The sequence below is a fragment of the Nocardioides proteolyticus genome (genome assembly GCF_051280635.3).
Lineage (GTDB): Bacteria > Actinomycetota > Actinomycetes > Propionibacteriales > Nocardioidaceae > Nocardioides.
In genome coordinates this window covers 1-21,276 of the sequence record NZ_JBNBPO030000028.1, presented here as the reverse complement: position 1 = coordinate 21,276, position 21,276 = coordinate 1, and the positions used below count along the sequence as shown (strand labels likewise).

The 21,276-nt window shown below is 72.2% G+C and carries 17 protein-coding genes; 1 reads left to right on the top strand and 16 read right to left on the bottom strand.

Translation table 11 applies throughout. The features are described from left to right. Positions 1 to 48 precede the first annotated feature (48 nt). The 13 genes from ACPOLA_RS15900 to ACPOLA_RS15840 form a co-directional block, all read right to left on the bottom strand. A complete protein-coding gene (locus ACPOLA_RS15900; protein WP_435771479.1) occupies positions 49 to 282 on the bottom strand; it encodes a helix-turn-helix domain-containing protein in 234 nt (77 codons plus the stop codon). A gap of 2 nt (positions 283 to 284) precedes the next feature. Next, entirely contained in the window at positions 285 to 887 is a 603-nt protein-coding gene (locus ACPOLA_RS15895; protein WP_435771477.1) for a LutC/YkgG family protein, read from the bottom strand. After that, on the bottom strand, positions 884 to 2,377 hold the full coding sequence (locus ACPOLA_RS15890) for a lactate utilization protein B (protein WP_435771475.1): 1,494 nt from the start codon (positions 2,375 to 2,377) through the stop codon (positions 884 to 886). The genes ACPOLA_RS15895 and ACPOLA_RS15890 overlap by 4 nt, the downstream gene beginning before the upstream one ends. Next, positions 2,374 to 3,111, bottom strand: a complete 738-nt coding sequence (locus ACPOLA_RS15885) for a (Fe-S)-binding protein (RefSeq protein ID WP_435771474.1) — start codon at positions 3,109 to 3,111, stop codon at positions 2,374 to 2,376. The genes ACPOLA_RS15890 and ACPOLA_RS15885 overlap by 4 nt, the downstream gene beginning before the upstream one ends. Before the next feature lie 88 nt (positions 3,112 to 3,199). Next, positions 3,200 to 6,280 carry a glycosyl hydrolase gene (locus ACPOLA_RS15880; protein ID WP_435771472.1) on the bottom strand — a complete coding sequence of 1,027 codons (3,081 nt, stop codon included), beginning with the start codon at positions 6,278 to 6,280 and terminating at the stop codon, positions 3,200 to 3,202. Positions 6,281 to 6,318: 38 nt separating this feature from the next. After that, positions 6,319 to 7,800 carry a rhamnulokinase gene (locus ACPOLA_RS15875; protein WP_435771470.1) on the bottom strand — a complete coding sequence of 494 codons (1,482 nt, stop codon included), beginning with the start codon at positions 7,798 to 7,800 and terminating at the stop codon, positions 6,319 to 6,321. Next, a complete protein-coding gene (locus ACPOLA_RS15870; RefSeq protein ID WP_435771468.1) occupies positions 7,797 to 9,833 on the bottom strand; it encodes a bifunctional aldolase/short-chain dehydrogenase in 2,037 nt (678 codons plus the stop codon). Before ACPOLA_RS15870 ends, ACPOLA_RS15875 begins: the two co-directional genes overlap by 4 nt. 55 nt (positions 9,834 to 9,888) lie before the next feature. Next, on the bottom strand, positions 9,889 to 11,061 hold the full coding sequence (rhaI, locus tag ACPOLA_RS15865; RefSeq protein WP_435771466.1) for an L-rhamnose isomerase: 1,173 nt from the start codon (positions 11,059 to 11,061) through the stop codon (positions 9,889 to 9,891). Beyond that, positions 11,058 to 11,417: an L-rhamnose mutarotase gene (locus ACPOLA_RS15860; RefSeq protein ID WP_435771465.1), complete on the bottom strand. Its 360-nt coding sequence runs from the start codon at positions 11,415 to 11,417 to the stop codon at positions 11,058 to 11,060. The genes rhaI and ACPOLA_RS15860 overlap by 4 nt, the downstream gene beginning before the upstream one ends. 58 nt (positions 11,418 to 11,475) lie before the next feature. Next, entirely contained in the window at positions 11,476 to 12,498 is a 1,023-nt protein-coding gene (gene rhaS / locus ACPOLA_RS15855) for a rhamnose ABC transporter substrate-binding protein (protein WP_435771463.1), read from the bottom strand. Between the two features lie 25 nt (positions 12,499 to 12,523). Further along, positions 12,524 to 13,612, bottom strand: a complete 1,089-nt coding sequence (locus ACPOLA_RS15850; protein ID WP_435771461.1) for an ABC transporter permease — start codon at positions 13,610 to 13,612, stop codon at positions 12,524 to 12,526. After that, positions 13,609 to 14,787 carry an ABC transporter permease gene (locus ACPOLA_RS15845; RefSeq protein WP_435771460.1) on the bottom strand — a complete coding sequence of 393 codons (1,179 nt, stop codon included), beginning with the start codon at positions 14,785 to 14,787 and terminating at the stop codon, positions 13,609 to 13,611. The genes ACPOLA_RS15850 and ACPOLA_RS15845 overlap by 4 nt, the downstream gene beginning before the upstream one ends. Then, a complete protein-coding gene (locus tag ACPOLA_RS15840) occupies positions 14,784 to 16,352 on the bottom strand; it encodes a sugar ABC transporter ATP-binding protein (protein ID WP_435771459.1) in 1,569 nt (522 codons plus the stop codon). The genes ACPOLA_RS15845 and ACPOLA_RS15840 overlap by 4 nt, the downstream gene beginning before the upstream one ends. 134 nt (positions 16,353 to 16,486) lie before the next feature. Between ACPOLA_RS15840 and ACPOLA_RS15835 the strand changes: the two genes are divergently transcribed. Then, positions 16,487 to 17,527, top strand: coding sequence for a LacI family DNA-binding transcriptional regulator (locus ACPOLA_RS15835; RefSeq protein WP_435771458.1), 1,041 nt, complete (start codon positions 16,487 to 16,489; stop codon positions 17,525 to 17,527). A gap of 164 nt (positions 17,528 to 17,691) precedes the next feature. Here the strand turns inward: ACPOLA_RS15835 and ACPOLA_RS15830 are convergent, their stop codons facing one another. The 3 genes from ACPOLA_RS15830 to ACPOLA_RS15820 all read right to left on the bottom strand — a co-directional run. Beyond that, complete coding sequence (locus tag ACPOLA_RS15830) at positions 17,692 to 18,837, bottom strand: acyl-CoA dehydrogenase family protein (protein ID WP_435771457.1); 1,146 nt, start codon at positions 18,835 to 18,837, stop codon at positions 17,692 to 17,694. Positions 18,838 to 18,857: 20 nt separating this feature from the next. Beyond that, positions 18,858 to 20,387 (bottom strand): MFS transporter, encoded by a 1,530-nt coding sequence (locus ACPOLA_RS15825; protein ID WP_435771455.1) that lies wholly within the window; start codon positions 20,385 to 20,387, stop codon positions 18,858 to 18,860. Positions 20,388 to 20,415: 28 nt separating this feature from the next. Continuing rightward, a partial coding sequence (locus ACPOLA_RS15820) for a hypothetical protein (RefSeq protein ID WP_435771454.1) occupies positions 20,416 to 21,276 on the bottom strand: 861 nt, incomplete at its 5' end.

The following is a 21,276-nucleotide window of genomic DNA, read 5'->3' as shown; positions in this document are numbered from 1 at the left end:
GTGACCGCTGTCACAACCCCTGTGGCCGGATCCGGCCACCGGCTCCGCTCAGATCAGCCCGGCGCGGACCGCGTGCACGACCGCCTCGATCGAGGAGTCCACCCCGATGTCGTCGGCGATGGCGCGCAGCCGCCGACGCACCGTCCGCTCCGAGACGCCGACGCGGCGGGCGATCACGTCGGTGGTCTGGCCGAGCGAGAGCAGGCGCAGGATCTCCACGTCGAGGCGGCTGGGCGTCCAGCGACCCGCCTCGCCGTCGGTCCGTGGCCGCTCGTCGATCATGGTCAGTCCTCCACCACCACGACGTGCAGGTGCCGGGGGCCGTGCACGCCTTCGACGCGGTCGAGCTCGATGTCGCTGGTGGCGCTGGGGCCGCTGATCCAGGTCTGCGGGCGGACCGGGTCGAGCGCCGCCACCGCCTCCCCGACGTCGGCGACCACCTGGTCGCCGCGCACCACGCAGACATGACGGTCCGGCACCAGGCTGATCGCCCGGCGGCCCTGGTCGGGCGTGTGGTCGAGCACGATCGTCCCGGTCTCCGCGATGCCGAGGCGGCACAGCGTGACCACGGCGTCGCACCCGTCGAGCTCGGCCGCGGAGAGGCCGCCGTCGACGACGACCTCGCCGAGGGCGTCGCGCAGCTCCTCCGGCAGCCCCGGCGGTACGACGACGCGGGCGCCTGGTGGCAGGGCGTCGGCCACGGCGCGGGGCGCCTCCGCCGCCGTGCACCGCACGACGACGGCGCGGTAGTCGGCGACCCGCTCGGCGAAGTGGGCGACCAGGTCGGTCACCCGTGCGCCCGGCGGCGCGACGACCGGCTCCGGGTCGGGGTCGACCCCGGCGAGCGCCGCGCGGACCCGGCCGAGGATCTCCTCGCGCGCGCTCATCGCCGCTCCTCACCGTCGAGCCGGCCGCTCGTGCGCTGCCACCAGGCCCGGAACGACTCCGGGGCCGGAGCGGCCAGGTCGCGCGCGCCCGTCCATGCCGACCCGGGCCCCGGCAGACGCCGGATCGAGCGCCGGCCGCCCGGGAGCGTCGTACGCCCGAAGCGGCGCAGGGCCCGGCCGGCGACGCCGGCCACGCGCTCCCCGACGGCGAGCCGGCGGGCGTCGCCGAAGGCGTAGGCGGTCGTCCGCATCGCGACGGCCTCGGCCTTCGGCACCCGGTCGTCGCGGTGGGCGTCGACCACCTCGGACCGCAGGTGCACCAGCACCTCGGGGATGTCGATCCGCACCGGGCACGCCTCGAAGCAGGCGCCGCAGAGCGTGGAGGCGTAGGGGAGGCTGTCGGTCTGCGGATCACCGGTGCCGTTGAGCAGCGGGTTGAGGATGGCGCCGATCGGGCCGGGGTAGACCGAGCCGTAGGCGTGGCCGCCGGTCCGCTCGTAGACCGGGCAGACGTTGAGACAGGCCGAGCAGCGGATGCAGCGCAGCGCCTGGCGGCCCACGTCGTCGGCCAGCGCGCGGGTGCGGCCGTTGTCGAGGAGCACCACGTGCACCTCCTGGGGGCCGTCCCCGGGCGTGATGCCGGTCCACATCGAGGTGTAGGGGTTCATCCGCTCGCCCGTCGACGAGCGGGGCAGCAGCCGCAGCAGCGGGTCGAGCTCGGCCCAGGTCGGGACCACCTTCTCGATCCCCACCACGCTCACCAGCACGTCGGGCAGCGTGAGGCACATCCGGCCGTTGCCCTCGGACTCCACGACCACGAGGGTGCCGGTGTCGGCGACGGCGAAGTTGGCGCCGGACACGGCCATCCGCGCGCGCAGGAACTTCTCGCGCAGGTGCAGGCGCGCCGCGCCGGCGAGAACCGCCGGCTCGTCGGTCAGGTCCTCGGGCGCCGCGCGGCCGACCTCGCCCATCCGGCGGCGGAAGATCTCGCGGATCTCCGCCCGGTTGCGGTGGATCGCGGGCACCAGGATGTGGCTCGGCAGGTCGCCGCCGAGCTGGACGATCAGCTCGGCGAGGTCGGTCTCCCAGGCTGCGATGCCCTCGGCCTGGAGCGCCTCGTTGAGACCGATCTCCTGGGTGACCATCGACTTGACCTTGACCACCTCGTCGACGGCGTGGCGCCGGGCGACGTCGACGACGATCCGGTTGGCCTCCGCCGCGTCGCGGGCCCAGTGGACGGTCGCCCCCCGTGCGGTCAGCGACGCCTCCAGCCGGACCAGCTGCTCGTCGAGGTCGCGCAGTGCCCGGTCCTTGACCGCCGCACCGGCCAGCCGGAGCTCCTCCCAGCCGTCCACCTCTCCGACGACGGCCGCCCGCTTGCCGCGGATCGTCGCGGTGGCGTGGGCCAGGTTGTGCCGCAGCTGCGTGTCGGCGAGCGCGTCCCGCGCGGCGGAGGGGAAGGGCGGCATCCCGACGAACGTGTGGGTCATCGCGGACCTCCCGGCGGGGACTCCTCCGTCGCGGCGAGCACCTCGGCCAGGTGCATGACCCGGACGCCGGACCGCTCGCGGGAGAGCAGCCCGCCGATGTGCATCAGGCAGGAGTTGTCGCCGGCGACGAGCACCTCCGCGCCCGTCGACCGGACGTGGCGGGCCTTGTCGGCGCCCATCGCGACCGACGTGTCGGCGTTCTTCATCGCGAAGGTCCCGCCGAACCCGCAGCACGCCTCGGCGTGCGGCAGGTCGACGAGCCGCAGACCACGTACCGCCTCGAGCAGGCGGCGCGGGCGCTCGCCCACCCCGAGCATCCGGAGCGAGTGGCAGGTCGGGTGGTAGGCGACCCGGTGCGGGAAGTAGGCGCCGACGTCGGTCACGCCCAGCACGTCGACGAGGAACTCGGTGAGCTCGTAGGTGCGTGGCGACGTCTCCGCGACGGCCCGCTCCAGGCTCGGGTCGCCGGACCGCTTCGCGACCAGCCGGTGCTGGTGGCGCACCGAGCCGGCACACGACCCCGACGGCGTGACCACGGCGTCGTACCCCTCGAACGCGCGGACGTGGCTGCGGACCGCCGGCACCGCCTCGTCGAGGTAGCCGGTGTTCACCATCGGCTGCCCGCAGCAGGTCTGCGCGTCGGGGAAGTCGACGTCGACCCCCAGCCGGCGCAGCAGCCGTACGACGGCCGCACCCGTGCCCGGGAACATCGCGTCGTTGATGCAGGTGACCATCAAGGCGACTCTCACCGCACCGGCCCCCCTGTTCTCCTCGGTCCTCGGGCTGCTGCCCGCTGTTCGTGCGCCCGCCCGGCCGCGCGCCTCAGGCAGGCACCACCTTCTCGACGTAGGGAACCAGACGCACCGGGCCGGCGAGCCCGTAGCTCTGGCGCGCCGCGACGCCGTACACCTCGGGGGTGACGACCCGAAGCCGGTTGAGCAGGGTCGAGGCGACCTCCACCTCGATCGTGTTCGCACCCGGGCGGAGACGTCGGCCCAGGTCGACCCTCGCGTCGACAGGGTCGCACGGCGGCAGCAGCTCACCGTTGACCCTGACCCGGAAGGTGTCGTTGACCTCCCCCAGCTCAAGGTAGGCGCCGTCGTCCTCGGTCCAGTCCTTCCCGAGGTCCACGACCGTGCGGTAGCGGCCGATGCCGGAGACGTCCTCGAACCCGCTGACCCTCGACCAGGCCTGCGGCGTGCCGAGCTCGGCCGTGTGGACCTCCTTGGCGGTGCGGAGGTCCTTCGGGTCCGACGGGTCGGCCGGCTTCCAGTCCTCCAGCTCCAGCGTCCAGGAGGGAGGCACGAGCGGCTCGCGGACGCGGCCGACCCGCACCTCGGCAGGCTTGCCGCTGGGGCGCGGGACCGTGACGGTCCCGGCGGTCGTGGACCGGAGGACGGCGCGGTTGCCCCGCAGCACGATCTCCTGGCCCTCTGCGGGGAGCACGGACTTGAACGCGCCGGGGCCTGCCGGGGCGAGGGCCACGACTGTCGACTGACCGGGCACCAGGTCGACCTGGACCCGGACCCTGTCTCCGGACCGCTCGTAGGCGGCGATCCGGCGGACCTCGCCGGTCCAGGCGTCGAGCAGCCACGGCACGGCCGCGCGGTCGCTGGCGGTCAGCCACACGTCTTGGCGCACCGGGCTCAGCCGCCGGTTCTCGGCGTGCCGCGCGTTGGCGAGGTAGTAGAGGTCGGCGTCGCCGACCACCCGGCGGACGTGCATCACGGTCGAGGCGGCGTGCTCCACGTCGCTGGTGACGCCCAGCTCGGCGAGAGCACCTCCGACGCCGGCCTCCGCCACGCTGCGGGTGGTGGGGAGTGCCGCGACCCTCGCCATCAGGTCCCGGACCTCGGCGACGGCCGCCGCGTCGGTGCGGCCGACGGGAGTGGCGTCGCGCGCCCAGTCCTTGCCGGCGTCGTTGACCAGGATGATCGGCAGGCCCGCACGGCCCAGCTCGAGCGCCTTGCGCGCGGCCTCGAGGTCGATGGTGACCTCGCGGCTGCGGATCTTGTCCGGTCCGATCACCAGCACCTTGTAGGCAGGGCCGTCCGGCGCGAGCCGTCCGTCGCGGACGGTGACGTCGTCGCGGACCAGCAGCGCGGAGCTGATGAACGAGTGCGACCAGCCGAGCTTGGTGCCGTCGTTGGTGACCCAGAACGGCCCGACACCGGTGGAGGCGTACCCCTTCTGGCGCAGGAAGACGATGTCGTACTTCGGCGTGCCGGTCTGCAGCACCAGCTGGGTGCGGGCGAGGTAGCCGGCGATGCCGGGCATGTGCTCCCACTGCGGGGTGCGGGGGCCCCACGCCTCGCCGAATCCGATGGCTCCGTTGTAGTACGGCGAGAACGCGGCGAACCCGGGCCAGGTGACGTCCGGCGCCGCGCCGTAGGGGAAGCCGTGGATGATCGCCTGGTTCACGCCCGCGGCGAAGATGCTGTTGAGCGTGAACAGCGCCTGGTTCTGCGCCGTCGGGCTGACGCTGTTGGCGCCCCAGGTGGTGTTGTAGGCAGCGCCGTTGTAGCAGATCGCCTCGCAGGACAGGATCGTCTTGCCGGCGATGTCCCGACCGCCCGCCATCACCCGGTAGTCGTCGAGGTTCTTGAACCCCAGCGACTCGGTCTCCGCGATGTCGAGGATGGCGGAGTGCTCGGTGGAGTCGGTCTCCAGTCCGTAGGCCTGGATCCGCAGGCCCATGCCGAGGGAGCGGGCGAACTCCTGCATCGGCCGCAGGTGCCGGTCGCGGTAGAGGTCGGAGAGCACCTGGTTGAAGTCGTCGCGGACCTGGTTGGTGTGCAGCGCGTCGGTGGTGGCGGGCGAGCCCGGCGTGCCGAGGGCGAACCGGTAGGACTCGTTCACCTCAAGCACCACCGGGAGGAAGGGCTCGAGGTCGTAGCCGGCGCGCGCCTTGAACTCCTCGAGCAGCCGCGGCGTCCAGATGGTCGCGTGGGTCTCGATCTCCAGCGAGTCCTCGAAGAGATAGCCGCCGGCGGCCCAGAGCAGCGCCCGCATCTCGCCGTCGAGGACCTTGTCCTCCCACAGGTCGATGACCGCCTGGGTGCCGAGGTCGCTGAAGTGGTCGACCACGTAGGAGCGGGGCGCGGTGTGCGGACCCGCCTCGGGCTCCTGCCCGGAGCCGCGCCGCCAGGTGGCGAGCACCACCCAGCTGCCTCCGGCCGGGTCCGCGGGTGCGGTCCAGGTGAGGCGGCCTCCGCTCACCTCGGCGGAGAGGTCGACGTAGGAGTCGGGGTCGATGGTGGTGACCGACGAGGTGCTCGCCGTGACCCGGTGGGCCTGCACCGTGACCAGCTCGACCCGGGACCCGTGCGCCTCGCCCTGCGGCGCCGGCAGCTGCGCGTCGAAGGTCGCGCCGGCGGCGACGTCGGCGCGGCCGTAGGCCAGCTCACTGCACGCGGCGTCGTCGTCGGGCGTGATCGTGGGCACCGCAGCCGGCCAGGAGGGGCCGACGGTGATGTCGACCCGGACGTCCCGCTTGGCTGCGCGGGCCAGCGCCGCCTTCACGCCCGCCACCCAGCTGGGGCTGCCCCAGCCGTGCTTGGCGACGTCGATCGTGATGTCCCGAGCGCGCAGGCTGTGGGTGACCACGGCGACCTCCAGCACGCCGAACCCGGCGTCCGCGACCTGGTCGACCTCACGCGCCACCTGCTCGGGGTCCACCAGCCCGTGCGGCCACCACCAGCGGAAGCCGGCGGCGGTGGCGGTGCCCGGCTTGCGGAACGCCTTGCCGAGCTCCTTGGGGAAGCCCTGGGTGGGCGCGGCCGCGGCCGCCGGGTCCAGGGCACCGGAGCCGGCGGCCCCCACGACGGCCGCCGCGCCGAGGGTGGCGGCCGTGGCTCCGAAGAGGGAGCGCCGGTTCAGGCGGGGGCTGGGGATGTCGGTCATGCGGTGTCCTTCCGGGGAGACGGCGGGGATCGTGCAGGTCAGGGGAGGCGGGCCTCGACGGCCGCCCAGTCGACGTCGGCACGCGGCTCGTAGCGGACGACGTCGTAGGACCGCCGGACCAGGGCACGCATCGCGGCGAGGTCGGGCAGGTCGGCGCCGAGCGCTCGGCCCTGGACGAGGACGTTGCCCAGCGCGGCCGCCTCCACCGGACCTGCGAGCACGGGGACGCCGCAGGCGTCGGCGGTCAGCTGGCAGAGCAGCTCGTTCTGCGACCCGCCGCCGACCACGTGCACCACGTCGACGGGCACCGCGGCGAGCTCGGCCGCCTTGCGCACGTGACGCCGGTAGGCCACGGCGAGGCTGTCGAGGATGCAGCGCGCGATGGCGACCGGTGACCGCGGCACCAGCTCGCCCGCCTCGGCGGCGAGCATCGCGACCCGCTCCGGCATCGGGTCGGTGGCGGTGCTCGGCGCGAGCAGCCGCGGGTCGTTGATGTCCACGACGGTGCGCAGGGGCTCGAAGTCGGCCACCGCGGCCAGCAGCGACCGCAGCTCGACGTCGCGGAACCGCCGGTCCTGCCACGAGCGGAGACACTCGGAGAGCACCCACAGGCCGGTCACGTTCTTGAGGAACCGGACGGTGCCGTCGACCCCGAGCTCGTTGGTGAAGTCGGCGAGGCGGGCCTCCTCGGTCAGCACCGCCTTGTCCAGCTCGAGCCCCACCAGCGACCAGGTGCCCGAGGAGATGTAGGCGAACCGGCCCTCCTCCGCGGGCACGCCCACGACGGCGGACGCGGTGTCGTGGGAGCCCACCGCGATGACCGGCACCTCGTCCTTGACGCCGACCTCTCGCGCCACGTGCGGCAGGAGGGGACCGAGTGCCGTGCCCGGGTCGCGCAGCGGCGGCAGGATGCCCCACGGCAGGCCCAGCCGGCGGGCCAGGTCGAGCGCCCACTCGCCCGCGCGGGCGTCGTACAGCTGGGTGGTGGAGGCGTTCGTGCGCTCGGCACCGATGCTGCCGGTGAGCCAGTAGCCCAGCAGGTCCGGGAGGAGGAGCAGCGTCTCGGCGGCCTCGAGTGCCGCCGTGCCCTTCGCCGCCACCAGTTGGTAGATCGTGTTGAACGGGAGTCGCTGGATGCCGGTGGTGGCGTAGAGCTCGGCGGCTCCCACCTGCGCCACCACCTGCTCGGCGATGCCGTCGGTGCGGGGGTCGCGGTGGCTGAACGGGTTGCCGAGCAGCTGCCCGTCCCGGTCCAGCAGCCCGTAGTCGACGGCCCAGGAATCGATGCCCACGCCGTCGAGCGGCCCGGTCCGGGCGACCTCGCGGATCCCCGTCAGCACCTCCCGGTGGATGCCGAGCACGTCCCAGAAGTACGACGCCCCGACGCGCACCGCGCCGTTGGGGAACCGGTGCAGCTCGTTGACCTCGACGGTGCCCGCGCTGATCCGGCCGGACATCACCCGCCCGCTCGTCGCCCCGAGGTCGACGGCGGCGACGCGCAGGGACTCGCGGGCAGTCATCGCAGGAAGGCTGCGGCGACCCCGGCGTCGACCGGGACGTGCAGGCCGGTGGTGTGGGTGAGGTCGGGGCCGCAGAGGACGAAGACGGCGTTGGCGATGTGGTCGGGCAGCACCTCGCGCTTGAGGATCGTGCGCTGGGCGTAGAACTTGCCGAGGTCCTTCTCCTCCACGCCGTAGACGGCGGCGCGGCTGGCGCCCCAGCCGCCGGCGAAGATGCCCGAGCCCTGGACGACGCCGTCGGGGTTGATCCCGTTGACCTTGATGCCGTGCTCGCCGAGCTCGGCCGCGAGCAGCCGGACCTGGTGGGCCTGGTCGGCCTTCGCGGCGCCGTACGCGACGTTGTTGGGGCCGGCGAAGAGGGAGTTCTTCGAGGAGATGTAGACGATGTCGCCGCCCATCTCCTGCTCGATCATCACCTTGGCCGCTGCCTTCGACACGAGGAAGGAGCCCTTCGCCATCACGTCGTGCTGCAGGTCCCAGTCGCGCTCGGTCGTCTCGAGCAGCGGCTTGGAGAGCGACAGCCCGGCGTTGTTGACCACCAGGTCCAGGCCGCCGAACGCGAGCACGGCGGCGTCGACCATGGCCTGGACGGCTGCCTCGTCGGACACGTCGGCGGCGACGCCGACGGCGACGTCGGGCCCACCGATCTCGGCCGCGGCCGCGGCAGCGCGGTCGCCGTCGAGGTCACCGATCACGACGCACGCGCCCTCGGCGGCCAGGCGCTGCGCGGTGGCCTTGCCGATGCCGCTCGCGGCTCCGGTGACCAGCGCGATCCGGGTCGCCAGGGGCTTGGGCTTCGGCATCCGCTGCAGCTTGGCCTCCTCCAGCGCCCAGTACTCGATGCGGAACTTCTCCGCCTCGTCGATCGGCTGGTAGGTCGAGAGCCCCTCGGCGCCGCGCATCACGTTGATGGCGTTGACGTAGAACTCGCCGGCCACGCGGGCCGTCTGCTTGTCCTTGCCGAAGGAGAACATGCCGACGCCGGGGACCAGCACGATCAGCGGGTCCTTGCCGCGGATGGCCGGGGAGTCCGGCGTCGCGTGCCGGTCGTAGTAGGCCTGGTAGTCCTCGCGGTAGCTGACGGCGAGCTCCTGGAGCCGGGCGACCGACTCCTCCACCGACGCGGTCGCGGGCAGGTCCAGCACCAGCGGCTTGACCTTCGTGCGCAGGAAGTGGTCCGGGCACGACGTGCCGAGGGCCGCGAGGCGCGGGTGCTCGGCGTGCGCCAGGAAGTCCAGCACCGTCTCGCTGTCGGTGAAGTGGCCGACCATGGGCCGGTCCGCCGACGCGATGCTGCGGATCGTGGGCGCCAGCGCGGCCGCCTTCGCGCGCCGCTCCTGCTCCGGCAGCGCGGCGTAGCCCTCGAGCGCGGGACCGAACGGCTCGGCCTTCGAGTTCTCCTCGATGTACGACGCCGCGGTGTCGATGATCATCAGCGAGTGCGCCTCGGCCTCCTCGCTGGTCTCGCCCCAGGCCGTGATGCCGTGGCCGCCCAGGATGCAGCCGATCGCCTGCGGGTTCTTCTCCTTGATGGCCGCGATGTCGAGGCCGAGCTGGAAGCCGGGACGCCGCCACGGCACCCAAACGACCTTGTCGCCGAAGATCTCCTTGGTGAGCGCCTCGCCGTCAGCGGCGGTCGCGATCGCGATGCCCGAGTCGGGGTGGAGGTGGTCGACGTGCGCGGCGTCGACCAGGCCGTGCATGGCCGTGTCGATGGACGGTGCGGCGCCGCCCTTGCCGTGGAGGCAGTAGTCGAAGGCCGCGACCATCTCGTCCTCCCGGTCGACGCCCGGGTAGACGTCGACGAGGTGCCGCAGGCGGTCGAGGCGCAGCACGGCGAGCCCCGACTCCTTCAGGGTGCCGAGGTCGCCGCCGGATCCCTTGACCCAGAGCAGCTCGACGGCCTCGCCGGTGACCGGGTCGGTCTCGGTGCCCTTGGCCGAGGTGTTGCCGCCCGCGTAGTTGGTGTTGCGCGGGTCGGCGCCGAGGCGGTTGGAGCGCGCGATCAGCGCGGCAACTGCAGGGTTGGTCATGATGCCTTCTCGTTCTCGCGGGTGGGTGCGGTGTCGTGACGGGACGGCGCGGCGCTCAGGTCCAGGACATCTGGGCGCCGCCGACCCGGGTGGCCTCGATCTCGGCCTGGTAGCCGGAGTCGGCGTAGGCGCGCATCGGGTTGCCCGGCAGCCCGCGCTCCTCGCGCCACGCGGCGAGGTCGGCGCGGACGTCGGTGTAGAACGCGTCCATGAAGACCTCGTTGGCGCCGAGGACGTCACCGGCCTCCTGGGCCCGGCGCAGCGCGTCGCGGTCGACGAGCAGTGCCCGGGCCGTCATCTCCTGGACGTTGAGGACCGACCGGATCTGCCCGGGGATCTTGTCCTCGATGTTGTGGCACTGGTCGAGCATGAACGCCACGTCGCTGTCGGGGCCGTAGCCGCCGCCCTGCATCACCTCGAAGATGATCCGGAACAGCTGGAACGGGTCCGCTGCGCCGACGATGAGGTCGTCGTCGGCGTAGAAGCGGCTGTTGAAGTCGAACGAGCCGAGCTTGCCCAGGCGCAGCAGCTGCATGACGATGAACTCGATGTTGGTGCCCGGGGCGTGGTGCCCGGTGTCGAGGCACACCACGGCGTTGTCGCCGAGGGCCGCCACCTGGGCGTACGCCGTACCCCAGTCGGGGACGTCGGTGTGGTAGAACGCCGGCTCGAAGAACTTGTACTCCAGCACCAGCCGCTGCTCTGCGGAGAGCCGCTCGTGGATGGTGGCCAGCGACTCGGCCAGGCGGTCCTGCCGGCCGCGAAGGTCGGCCTGGCCGGGGTAGTTGCTGCCCTCGGCGAGCCAGATCTTCAGGTCGCGCGACCCGGTCGCGCCCATGATGTCGATGCACTCGAAGTGGTGGTCGATCGCCTTCTGGCGGATCTTGGCGTCGACGTGGGTGAGGGCACCGAACTTGTAGTCGTCGTCCTGGAAGGTGTTGGAGTTGATCGTGCCCAGCCGCACGCCGTGGTCCTCGGCGAAGCTGGCGAGAGCGCCGTAGTCGTCGACCCGGTCCCAGGGGATGTGCAGCGCCACGCTGGGGGCGAGGCCGGTGAACCGGTGCACGGTGGCGGCGTCGGCGATCTTCTCCTCGACCGAACGCGGGGTCCCCGCGGTGCCGAAGACCTTGAAGCGGGTGCCGGAGTTGCCGAACGCCCACGAGGGCAGCTCGATCGCCTGGCCCTCGAGCTGGGCCGCGATGGCGGCAAAACCCCTGTTACTGGTCATGGTCGGTTGCTTTCCTGTGCGAGCTGGTCCTCGAGGTGGAACACCTCGCGGAGGAGGAGGAAGCCCTGGTCGGGCGCCCGGCCGGCGGCGCCGTCGGGCCAGGTGAAGAAGTCGGCCATCTCGGCCTGCCACCGGGTGTTGACCTCGGTGCGGTCCATGGCGGCCTGCGCCGCGGCGAGGTCGTCGGCCTCGACGTAGCCGACGAGGAGGCCGTCCTCCCGCAGGAACAGGGAGTAGTTGTGCCACCCGGTGTCCGCGAGCGCGCGGAGCATGTCGGGCCAGACGGCCCGGTGGCGCTCGACGTACTCGTCCATCCGGTCGGGACGGACCTGGAGGGTGAAGCAGTAGCGAGGCATGGTGTGCCGTGCTCCCTGTTCCTGCGGTCGGATCGGTGGTTCAGCCCTGAGCGGTGGCTCAGAAGTTGAAGTCGCCGATGTTGTCCTTGTTGAAGACGAACGGCTCGCCGAGGAGGACCTCGCCGTTCTCGCCGACGGTGTACTCGCCGAGCTCGCCGGCCTCGAAGGTGTCGCCCTTCTCGCCGGTGATGTCGCCGTCGATGAGCGCCTTGGTGGCGTACGCCGACAGGTAGCCGAGGTCCTCGGGGTTCCACAGCGCGAAGGCGGTGACGGTGCCGTCCTCGACGTAGTCCCGCATCTGGTTGGGCGTGCCGAGGCCGGTCAGGGCCACCTTGCCCTTGTACTGCGAGTCGGAGAGGTAGCGGGCGGCCGCGCTGATGCCGACGGTGGTCGGCGAGATGATGCCCTTGAGGTTCGGGTGGGACTGCAGCAGTGCGGCGGTCTTGTCGAACGACGTCTGGTCGTCGTCGTCGCCGTAGACGGTGTCGACGAGCTCGATGTCGGGGTAGTTGGCCGCGAGCTCCTCCTCCATCAGCTTGATCCAGGCGTTCTGGTTGGTGGCGTTGGCCGCCGCGGACAGGATGGCGATCTCGCCCTTGCCGCCGATCTGCTCGGCGATCAGGTCGACCTGCGCCTTCGCGATGCCCTCGGGGCTGGCCTGGTTGATGAACAGGTCGCGGCACTCCGGGTTGGTGTCGGAGTCGAAGGTGACGACCTTGACCCCGGCGTCGCGTGCCTCGTTGAGGGCGTCGCAGATCGCCTCGGGGTCGTTGGCCGAGACGACCAGCCCGTCCACGCCCCGCTGGGCCTCGGTGTTGATGTACTGGACCTGGGCGTCCGGGGTCGCGGTGTCCGGGCCGACCTCCTTGTAGGTGCCGCCGAACTCCTCGATGGCCTTCTCGCCACCTGCGTCGCTGGTCTCGAAGTAGGGGTTGCCGAGATTCTTCGGGAGGAAGGTGATCGCGGCGCCGCCGTCCTCGCCGCCACCGTCGCCGTCGTCCCCGCCGCAGGCGGTGAGGCCGACACTGGCGGCCAGGACGAGCGCTGCGAGCGCAGAGACTCGCCGACTCTGGAACTTCATCGTTCTTACCTTTCGTTGAACCTGGTCAGGACCGCGACCGTTGGTCGGCGCTGTCCGGCCGCGAGCGCGACGCCCACGGCCATCTCCTCGTCGAGCGCAGGCCCGAGGCCCAGGCGAGGAAGCTGGTGGAGATGACGGAGAGGACGAGCAGCACACCGATCACGATGTTGATCTTGTTGACCGTCTCCCCCTCGAGGCGCATGGCGCTCGAGATGACACCGATGAGCAGGACCCCGGCGATCACGCCGTGCAGGGCACCGCGTCCGCCGAAGATGGAGACCCCGCCGAGCAGGACCGCGGCGATGACCTGCAGCTCCATCCCCGTCGCGTTGTCACCGCGCGCGCTGCCGTAGCGCAGCGAGTAGTAGATGCCGGCGAGCGCGGACACCGCGCCGGTCATCACGAAGAGCCACAGCTTGGTGCGGGCCACGTCCACGCCGGTGAACCGGGCCGCCTCGTCGTTGAGCCCGATCTCGTAGACGCCACGGCCGAAGGAGGTGAAGTGGAGCAGCACGGCGAAGACCACGATCAGCGCCACGATGGGCACCAGGATCACCGGGTAGGAGCTCTCCGCGACCAGCCGCTCCTTCACCAGGTCGGTCCACTTGTCGGGGAAGTCGGTGATGGCGGTGTCGCCGAGAAGGCCGACGGCGATGCCGCGGTAGAGGGCCAGGGTGCCGATCGTGACCGCCAGGGACGGCAGTCCGACGTACGCGACGAGGAAGCCGTTCAGCGCGCCGGCGACCGCGCCAGCGAGGATCGCCAGCAACGCCGCCACGGGGATCGACAGCCCGAGGTCGGCGTGGAAGATGCCGACGAGGACGCTGCTCAGGCCGACGATGCTGGCCACCGACAGGTCGATCTCGCCGGTGATGATGACCAGCGTCATCGGCAGCGCGATCAGCAGGATCGGCGCCATGTCGAGGAACAGGTAGTAGAGCGTCAGCGGTCCGTCGAAGTTCTCGACGTTGACGGTCGACCACGCGAAGACGGCCACCAGGAGGGCGATGATCGCGGCCTCCCGGTTGACCAGCAGGCGCTGGACGAGCGGCCGGGCGTAGGGCCGGTAGGTCCGCTCGCCGCTCGCGGCGGGAGCCTGCAGTCCGGTGCTCATCGGGCACTCCCCTCGTCGTTGCGGCGGCGACCGGCGGCCGCCGCCGGCGGTGCGGGTGGGCGCGACCCGCCTGTCTCCTGAGCTGCCCCCTGCGCTGCCCCCTGGGCAGCCTCCTGGGCAGCTTCCGCCTCCCGGGCGAGGGCCAGGCGGCGCTCCTGGCGCACGGCGAGGACCCGGTCGAGGACCACCGCGGCGAGGATCAGCGCTCCGACGACGGCCCGCTGCCAGAAGTCCTGGATGCCGAGCACCGGGAGGGCGCTGTTGATGGTGACCAGGAGGGTGGCGCCGATGGCGGCGCCCCAGACGGTGCCGCTGCCGCCGAAGATCGCGACTCCGCCAATGACGGCGGCGCCGACGGCCTGCAGCTCCATGTTGAGGCCGGCGCCGGAGCTGACCGTTCCGTAGCGGGCCACGTAGAAGGCACCCGCGAGGCCGGCCAGCGCCCCGGAGAGCACGAAGGCGAGCAGGACGCGGCGGGTGACCTTGAGGCCGTAGAGGACCGCGGCGTCGGGGTCCGAGCCGATCGCGTAGAGCTCGCGGCCCGACCGGGCGGTGTGCAGGTGATAGCCCACGACGGCGAGGACGACGAGGGCGATGAGCGTGAGCACCGGGAGGGTGAGCACCTGCGCGGTACCGAGGTCGAGGTACCCGTCGGGGATGTCGCTGGCGGTGATCCGGTCGCTGCCGGCCCAGGTGAGGAAGATGCCGCGGTAGATGTAGAGCGTCCCGAGGGTGATCACCAGCGCGGGCACCTTGCCGAAGGCCACGAGCACCCCGTTGACGAGCCCCAGCGCCGCGCCGAGCCCGACGGCGCACAGCACGACGACGGGAGCCGGTAGGCCGGTGTCGACGAAGAGGCGGCCGGTCAGGTAGGCGGTGAGTCCCATCGTGGACCCCACCGACAGATCGACGTTGCGGGTCACGATGACGACGGTCTGCCCCACCGCGAGCAGGATCAGGATGCTGGGGTTCACCAGCAGCGAGCGCCAGCCGTCGGACCCGAACAGGAAGCTCGAGCTCTTCGCGGCGGTGGCGGCGACCAGGACCAGGAGCACCAGGCCGACCGCGAGCTCGCGGGATCGGAGCACCGTGCCGACCGCCCGCTGGCCGGGGCTGAGCTCGCTGGGGTGCGCCTCGACGAGGTCGGGCGTGTGGTCGCCGAGGGTGGAGGTCATGCGTTCAGCTCCTCGTGGGCGACGGCGGACGGCGCCGCCGGCGCGGTGGACGTGGCCGGCGACCCCGTGGCGGCGTGCATGACGGCCTCGGGCGTCGCCTGCTCGCGGGACATCTCGGCGGTGATCCGGCCCTCGTGGACGACCAGCACCCGGTCGGCCATGCCCAGGACCTCGGGCAGCTCGGAGGAGATCATCAGGATCGCCAGGCCCTGACCGGCGAGGTCGGACAGGAGCCGGTGCACCTCGGACTTGGTGCCGACGTCGATGCCGCGGGTCGGCTCGTCGATTATGAGCAGCCGGGGCTCGGTGGCCAGCCACTTCGCCAGCACGACCTTCTGCTGGTTGCCGCCGCTCATGGTGGTGGCCGGCATGTCGAGGGCGTTGGTCTTCACCTCGAGCCGCGCCGCCCAGGGCGCCGCGGCGCGCTGCTCGGCGCGCGCGGTGAGCAGGCCCAGCCGGTCGAGCCGGCCGCGGATCACGGAGGCCACGTTGCGGGCGATCGAGCCGTCGACCACCAGTCCCTGCTGGCGCCGGTCCTCCGGCACGAACGCCATCCCCGCCTCGATCGCCGCGCGCGGCCGCCGCTGCGGGACCGGCCGACCGCCCAGCACGACCGAGCCGGCGTCGTACCCGTCGACGCCGAAGACGGCCCGAGCGATCTCGCTGCGGCCCGCGCCGACGAGCCCGGCGAGGGCGACGATCTCACCCGCGCGCACCTCGAAGCTCACGTCGTCGAAGACCCCGACGCTGGTCAGGTCGGCGACCTGCAGCACGACGTCGCCGACCGGGGCGGGCGTCTTCGGGAACAGCTCGGCGACCTCGCGCCCGACCATCTTCGCGACGATCTGGTCGACCGTGGTGGCGGCGATGGCGTCGGTCGAGACGTACTCGCCGTCGCGCATCACGGTGACCGTGTCGCACAGGGCGAAGACCTCCTCGAACCGGTGCGAGATGAAGACCAGGGCACGGCCCTCGTCACGCAGGCTGCGCGCGACGGCGAACAGCCGGTCCACCTCGACGCCGCTCAGCGCCGCGGTCGGCTCGTCCATCACCAGGAGCGCCGCGTCGAGGGAGATCGCCTTGGCGATCTCGATGATCTGCTGGTCGGCGATGGACAGGCCGCGCGCCGGGCGCCGCGGGTCGATCCGGACGCCGAGCCGCTCGAAGAGGGCGGTCGACTCGGCGTACATCCGCCTGCGGTCGATGCGTCGGGCGCCGCCGAGCGGCTGGCGGCCCATGAAGATGTTCTCGGCGACGGAGAGGTCGGGGAAGAGCGTGGGCTCCTGGTAGATGACCGCGATGCCTGCGGCCTTCGACTCCGCGGTGGACGAGAAGTCGACGGGCCGGCCCTGGAACCGGAACTCGCCGCTGTCGCGGCGGTGCACGCCGGCGACGATCTTGACCAGCGTGGACTTGCCGGCACCGTTCTCGCCGACGAGGGCGTGGATGGAGCCGGGCTCGACGATCAGCGTGCCCGAACGCAGGGCGGCCACCGACCCGAACGACTTCGCGACGTCACGGAGCTCGAGCGTCGGAGCGACGACCTCCGTCGACCTGTCTGTCATCCCGCTCCTCTGGACATCCGGTGATTGAAAGGTTTCAATCGGGTTAACCGGGAACGTAGGTGACGGCTGTCACAGAAGTCAAGATCTTCTGCCAGAATGCTTGAAACGAATCAATCACGAAACGGAGTCGCCGCGTGACCAACGACCTCGAGGCCGCCTCGCGCGGGTCGTCCGGGCGCCCGGTCTCCGTCAAGGACGTGGCCTCGGCCGCCGGCGTCTCCCTCGGCACCGTCTCCAACGTGCTGAACCGGCCGGACAAGGTGTCGCCGGCGACGCTCGCCCACGTCCTCGCGGTGATCGACCAGCTCGGCTTCGTGCGCAACGACGCCGCCCGCCAGCTCCGGGCCGGGTCCAACCGGGCGGTGGGCATGGTCGTGCTCGACGTGCGCAACCCCTTCTTCACCGACGTCGCCCGTGGTGTCGAGGACTGCCTGGGCCGCCACCGGCGGCCGCTCATCCTCGGCAGCTCCGGGCAGGACTCCGCACGCGAGTCCACCTACCTGGACCTGTTCGAGGAGCAGCGGGTCAGCGGGCTGCTGATCACCCCCGTGGGTCGCGTGCTCCCGCGCCTGCGCCGGATCCGGGCCCGGGGCACCGCGGTCGTCGTGGTCGACCGCAGGGTCGGCTCCCGCGAGTTCTCGTCGGTCTCGGTCGACGACCGGCTCGGCGGCCGGCTCGCCGCCGAGCACCTGGTGGGCATCGGCCGGCGCCGGTTGGCGTTCATCGGTGGTCCTCGTGGGCTCAACCAGGTCGACCACCGCCACGCCGCCGCCGCCGAGGTCGCCGACTCCGCGGGCGCACGGCTGCGCTTCGTCGAGACCGCCACGATGGACGCCGAGGCCGGCCGCCACGCCGCCGACGAGCTGCTCGAGCTTGGGGCCCGCGAGCGTCCCGACGCGATCTTCGCGGCCAACGACCTGATCGCGCTCGGCGTCCTCCAGGCCTTGACCCTCGCCGGCGTGCGCGTGCCCGACGACGTCGCCCTCGTCGGCTACGACGACATCGACTTCGCCGCGTCCGCCGCGATCCCCCTCACCTCGGTGCGCCAGCCTCGCGAGCAGCTCGGCGGCGTGGCCGCCGAGCTGCTGCTCGCCACCATCGACGACCCGACCGCGCGGGTTCGCAGCGTGGTGCTCGAGCCGGAGCTCGTCGTACGTCGCTCCACGGCGGGGTGACCGGCGCCTCACGCGCCCCATCCGTCACAGCACCCGGCCGTTACTCGCACCTCTCGGGTGTTGCAATGGCCGCGAAGTGCAGGAATCACCGGTCAACCGGTGATTCCTGCAGGAGCAGATCGCCCCCGCCGCAGCCCCACCCCGACCCAGCTGCAGGCGCCGCCTCACAGGCCGAGGTCGCGCCCGATCAGCTCCTTCATGATCTCGTTGGAGCCGGCCCAGATCTTGGTGACCCGGGCGTCCCGCCAGGCGCGGGCGACGCGGTACTCGTTCATGAACCCGTAGCCGCCGTGCAGCTGCACGCAGTGGTCGAGCACCTCGCTCTGCACCTGGCTCGACCACCACTTGGCCTTCGCGGCGTCGATGGCGGAGAGCTCGCCCTTGCTGTGGGCGAGCACGCACTTGTCGATGTAGGACTCGGCCACCTCGACCTGGGTGACCAGCTCGGCGAGCAGGAACTTGTTGTGCTGGAAGGTGCCGATCGGGGCACCGAAGGCGTGCCGCTCCTTGGTGTAGTCGAGCGTCTCGGCGAGGATCTGCTTGGCGTGCGCGACGTTGGCCACGGCGCAGCCGAGCCGCTCCTGCGGCAGCTTCTGCATCATGTGGATGAAGCCCATGTTGAGCTCGCCGATGATCTCGGCGTCGGTCACCCGGACGTTCTCGAAGAACAGCTCGGCGGTGTCGGACTCCTCCATGCCGACCTTGTCGAGCTTGCGGCCGCGCGAGAAGCCCTCCTTGGTCGCCTCGATCCCGAACAGGGTGATCCCCTTGGGGCCCTTCTCCGGGTCGGTGCGGACGGCGGTGACGACGAGGTCGCAGGAGTAGCCGTTGGTGATGAACGTCTTCGAGCCGTTGATCACCCACTCGTCGCCGTCCCGCACCGCAGTGGTCTTCAGCGCGGCCAGGTCGGAGCCGCCGGACGGCTCGGTCATGCCGATGGCGAGCAGGATGTCTCCCGAGGCGACGCCCGGCAGCCAGCGCTGCTTCTGCTCCTCGGTGCCGAGCTCGACGATGTACGGCGCGGTGATGTCGGCGTGGATGCCGTGACAGGTGGGGTACGCCGCGCCGACCTTGGCGAGCTCCTCCTGCAGCACCGCGTTGAACCGGAAGTCGCCGGCCTCGGCACCGCCGTACTCCTCGGGGACCTCGAGACCGAGCAGCCCCTGCTTGCCGGCCTCCAGCCAGAACTCCCGGGGCAGGGCCTTGTCGGCGATGTGCTGCTCGACGTTGGGCAGGACCGAACGGTCCACGAACTCCTTGACGGACGCCCGGAAGGCCTCGTGGTCCTCGTCGTAGATCTCGCGCTTCATGCGTCGATCCTACTCGCGGGTCACCTGCCCTCCGTGGCGCGCTCCTCCTCCGGGGAGGTGACCCGCGACGGCATCACCAGCCCGGCGACGACGAGCGCGAGCGAGGCGACCGCGACGGCCACGAAGACGGCGTGCAACGCGGGATGCAGCACGTCGGCCGGCAGCCTCTCGAGGTCGACGGCGCCGGCCTCCTGCCCACCGCCGAGCCGTGCGGCGACCACGCCGTTGGCGACCGCGCCGAACACGGCGACGCCCACCGCGCTGCCGACCGACCGGGAGAACATGTTGGTCCCGGTCGCGACGCCGCGGTCGCGCCAGGTGACGGCCGCCTGGGCCGCGATGATGCCGGGGCTGGCGACGTAGCCCAGCCCGAGGCCCAGCACGAGGCAGCCGGCCGCGAGCAGCCAGACCGAGCTGTCCGGACCCACTGCGGCGACCATCACGGTGCCGGCCAGACCGAGCACCGACCCGGCCAGCAGGCAGGGGCGATAGCTGAACCGCAGGTAGAAGCGACCCGCGGTGCTGGCCGCGATCGGCCAGCCGATGGCCAGCGCCGCGACCGCGAGGCCGGCCACGACCGCGCCCTCGCCGAGCACCCGCTGAGCGTAGACCGGGACGTACGACGTCACGCCCATCATCACCACGCCCACCACGAACGCGCCCACCGTGGAGGAGACCAGCACCCGGTCGCGGAAGACCCACAGCGGCAGCACCGGGTCGGGCATCCGGCGCTCGACCGCCACGAACAGCGCCAGCAGCACGGCCACCGCGGCGAACACCCCGACGCCCGCCGGCGACCACCACGGCCAACGGATCCCACCCTCGAGCAGTCCGAGGAGGAGGAGCCCGGCCGCGGTCGCCAGCAGCGCGGCTCCCCAGGCGTCGATCGGGCGGCGCGCCGAGCGGGCGGTGCGCGCGGCGGGCTCGTGGAAGCGGCGCACCAGGACCACCGCGGCGAGCAGGCCGAGCGGCAGGTTGATCCAGAAGATCCACCGCCACGACGCGTGCTCCGACAGCAGCCCGCCGAGCGTGGGACCGAGGACCGCCGAGACCGCCCAGACGCTGGCGACGTAGCTCTGCGCGACGGCCCGCTCCGCGACGGTGTAGATGTCGCCCATGATGGTCATCCCGGCGGGCTGGATGGCGCCGGCGCCGAGACCCTGGACGGCGCGGAAGACGATCAGCGCGGTCATGCTCCAGGCCACCGCGCAGAGCACCGACCCGAGCACGAACAGCGCGATGCCCAGCAGCATGAGCGGTTTGCGGCCGAAGACGTCGGCGAGCTTGCCGTAGATCGGCGTCGTCACCGCCTGCGCGAGCAGGTACGTCGAGAACAGCCACGGGAACTGGGTGAACCCGCCCAGGTCCTCGACGATCGCCGGGACCGCGGTCGCCAGGATGGTGGTGTCGATCGCGACCAGCGCGATGCTCAGCATGACCGACCCGAGGACCGGTCCCCGCTCGCTGCGCAGCCCCACGCTCGCACGGGAGATCCGGGCGGGCGCGGTCGAGGTCACGAGGGTGGCCAACCGCGCGGCGGCGTACGGCATTCCCGGCCCGTCTCGGGCCGGAGTGGTGCTAGCCGGCGCCGCGCGCGGCCTCCTCGAGCAGCTTCTCGATGTCGACCACGTCGTCGGCGGGCGGAGGCTGGATGTCGACCTCGGCGTCGAACGCGGAGAACTCGAAGTAGTCGACGTCGCTCTCCTCCACCCGCAGCAGGTAGTGCGGCTCGGCCACCCGGATGTAGAGCACCTCGCGCTGCGGTCCGGCGCTCTGCTCGACCTTCACCGACTCCTGGTCGTCGACGCGGCCGCGGCCGAGGCCGCTCACCGTCGCGTCCTCGCGGCCGTCGCGCTCGAGGAACTCGTCGAGGTCGCAGAACGCCTCGGTGCTCTCCTTGAGGCTGTTCTCGATGACCCACCGGTCGCCGATGAGGGGCAGCACCTGCTCGGCGGTGCCCTCTCCAGTGACGCCGTCCCAGAACGCGGCGTCGGCGCGGAGGTAGACGTTGTCGCCGACGCTCAGCACCTCGGCGGAGCCGCCCGAGGCCCGCGAGGTCATCGTCCCCCTGCAGTCGCCGGCGGTGGTGGCGACCACGTCGACGGAGATCCGGTCGTCGTCCTGCCGGAACTCACCGCGGATCCGGGCCGAATCCACGACGGCCATGTCCATCTCCGACTCCCTGAGCTGCTCCTCGGCCGACAGGGCGAGGAAGTCGTCGGCGGCCGGCTCCTCGTCGGCGGTCAGCAGCGCCGCGGTGGCCCCGGCGCCCAGGGCCACCAGGGCGGCGACCCCGGCCAGGGCCCACCACCGGCCCGAGGACGTACGACGCCCGGCAGGCCCCGCCGGGCCGGTGCCCGCGAGATACGCGGGGACGGGCGGCGGCGCCGGGTGCGGCCGGCCCGGCACCGGCCGCAGCTGCTCCAGGCAGGCCTCCAG

What these genes read in the sequence shown, in the direction of transcription:
- ACPOLA_RS15900 (WP_435771479.1), bottom strand. Translation starts at nt 282, where the DNA reads ATGATCGACGAGCGGCCACGGACCGACGGCGAGGCGGGTCGCTGGACG.
- ACPOLA_RS15850 (WP_435771461.1), bottom strand. Translation starts at nt 13,612, where the DNA reads ATGAGCACCGGACTGCAGGCTCCCGCCGCGAGCGGCGAGCGGACCTAC.
- ACPOLA_RS15825 (WP_435771455.1), bottom strand. Translation starts at nt 20,387, where the DNA reads ATGCCGTACGCCGCCGCGCGGTTGGCCACCCTCGTGACCTCGACCGCG.
- ACPOLA_RS15860 (WP_435771465.1), bottom strand. Translation starts at nt 11,417, where the DNA reads ATGCCTCGCTACTGCTTCACCCTCCAGGTCCGTCCCGACCGGATGGAC.
- ACPOLA_RS15840 (WP_435771459.1), bottom strand. Translation starts at nt 16,352, where the DNA reads ATGACAGACAGGTCGACGGAGGTCGTCGCTCCGACGCTCGAGCTCCGT.
- rhaI (WP_435771466.1), bottom strand. Translation starts at nt 11,061, where the DNA reads ATGACCAGTAACAGGGGTTTTGCCGCCATCGCGGCCCAGCTCGAGGGC.
- ACPOLA_RS15880 (WP_435771472.1), bottom strand. Translation starts at nt 6,280, where the DNA reads ATGACCGACATCCCCAGCCCCCGCCTGAACCGGCGCTCCCTCTTCGGA.
- ACPOLA_RS15890 (WP_435771475.1), bottom strand. Translation starts at nt 2,377, where the DNA reads ATGACCCACACGTTCGTCGGGATGCCGCCCTTCCCCTCCGCCGCGCGG.
- ACPOLA_RS15830 (WP_435771457.1), bottom strand. Translation starts at nt 18,837, where the DNA reads ATGAAGCGCGAGATCTACGACGAGGACCACGAGGCCTTCCGGGCGTCC.
- ACPOLA_RS15870 (WP_435771468.1), bottom strand. Translation starts at nt 9,833, where the DNA reads ATGACCAACCCTGCAGTTGCCGCGCTGATCGCGCGCTCCAACCGCCTC.
- ACPOLA_RS15885 (WP_435771474.1), bottom strand. Translation starts at nt 3,111, where the DNA reads ATGGTCACCTGCATCAACGACGCGATGTTCCCGGGCACGGGTGCGGCC.
- ACPOLA_RS15875 (WP_435771470.1), bottom strand. Translation starts at nt 7,800, where the DNA reads ATGACTGCCCGCGAGTCCCTGCGCGTCGCCGCCGTCGACCTCGGGGCG.
- ACPOLA_RS15895 (WP_435771477.1), bottom strand. Translation starts at nt 887, where the DNA reads ATGAGCGCGCGCGAGGAGATCCTCGGCCGGGTCCGCGCGGCGCTCGCC.
- rhaS (WP_435771463.1), bottom strand. Translation starts at nt 12,498, where the DNA reads ATGAAGTTCCAGAGTCGGCGAGTCTCTGCGCTCGCAGCGCTCGTCCTG.
- ACPOLA_RS15845 (WP_435771460.1), bottom strand. Translation starts at nt 14,787, where the DNA reads ATGACCTCCACCCTCGGCGACCACACGCCCGACCTCGTCGAGGCGCAC.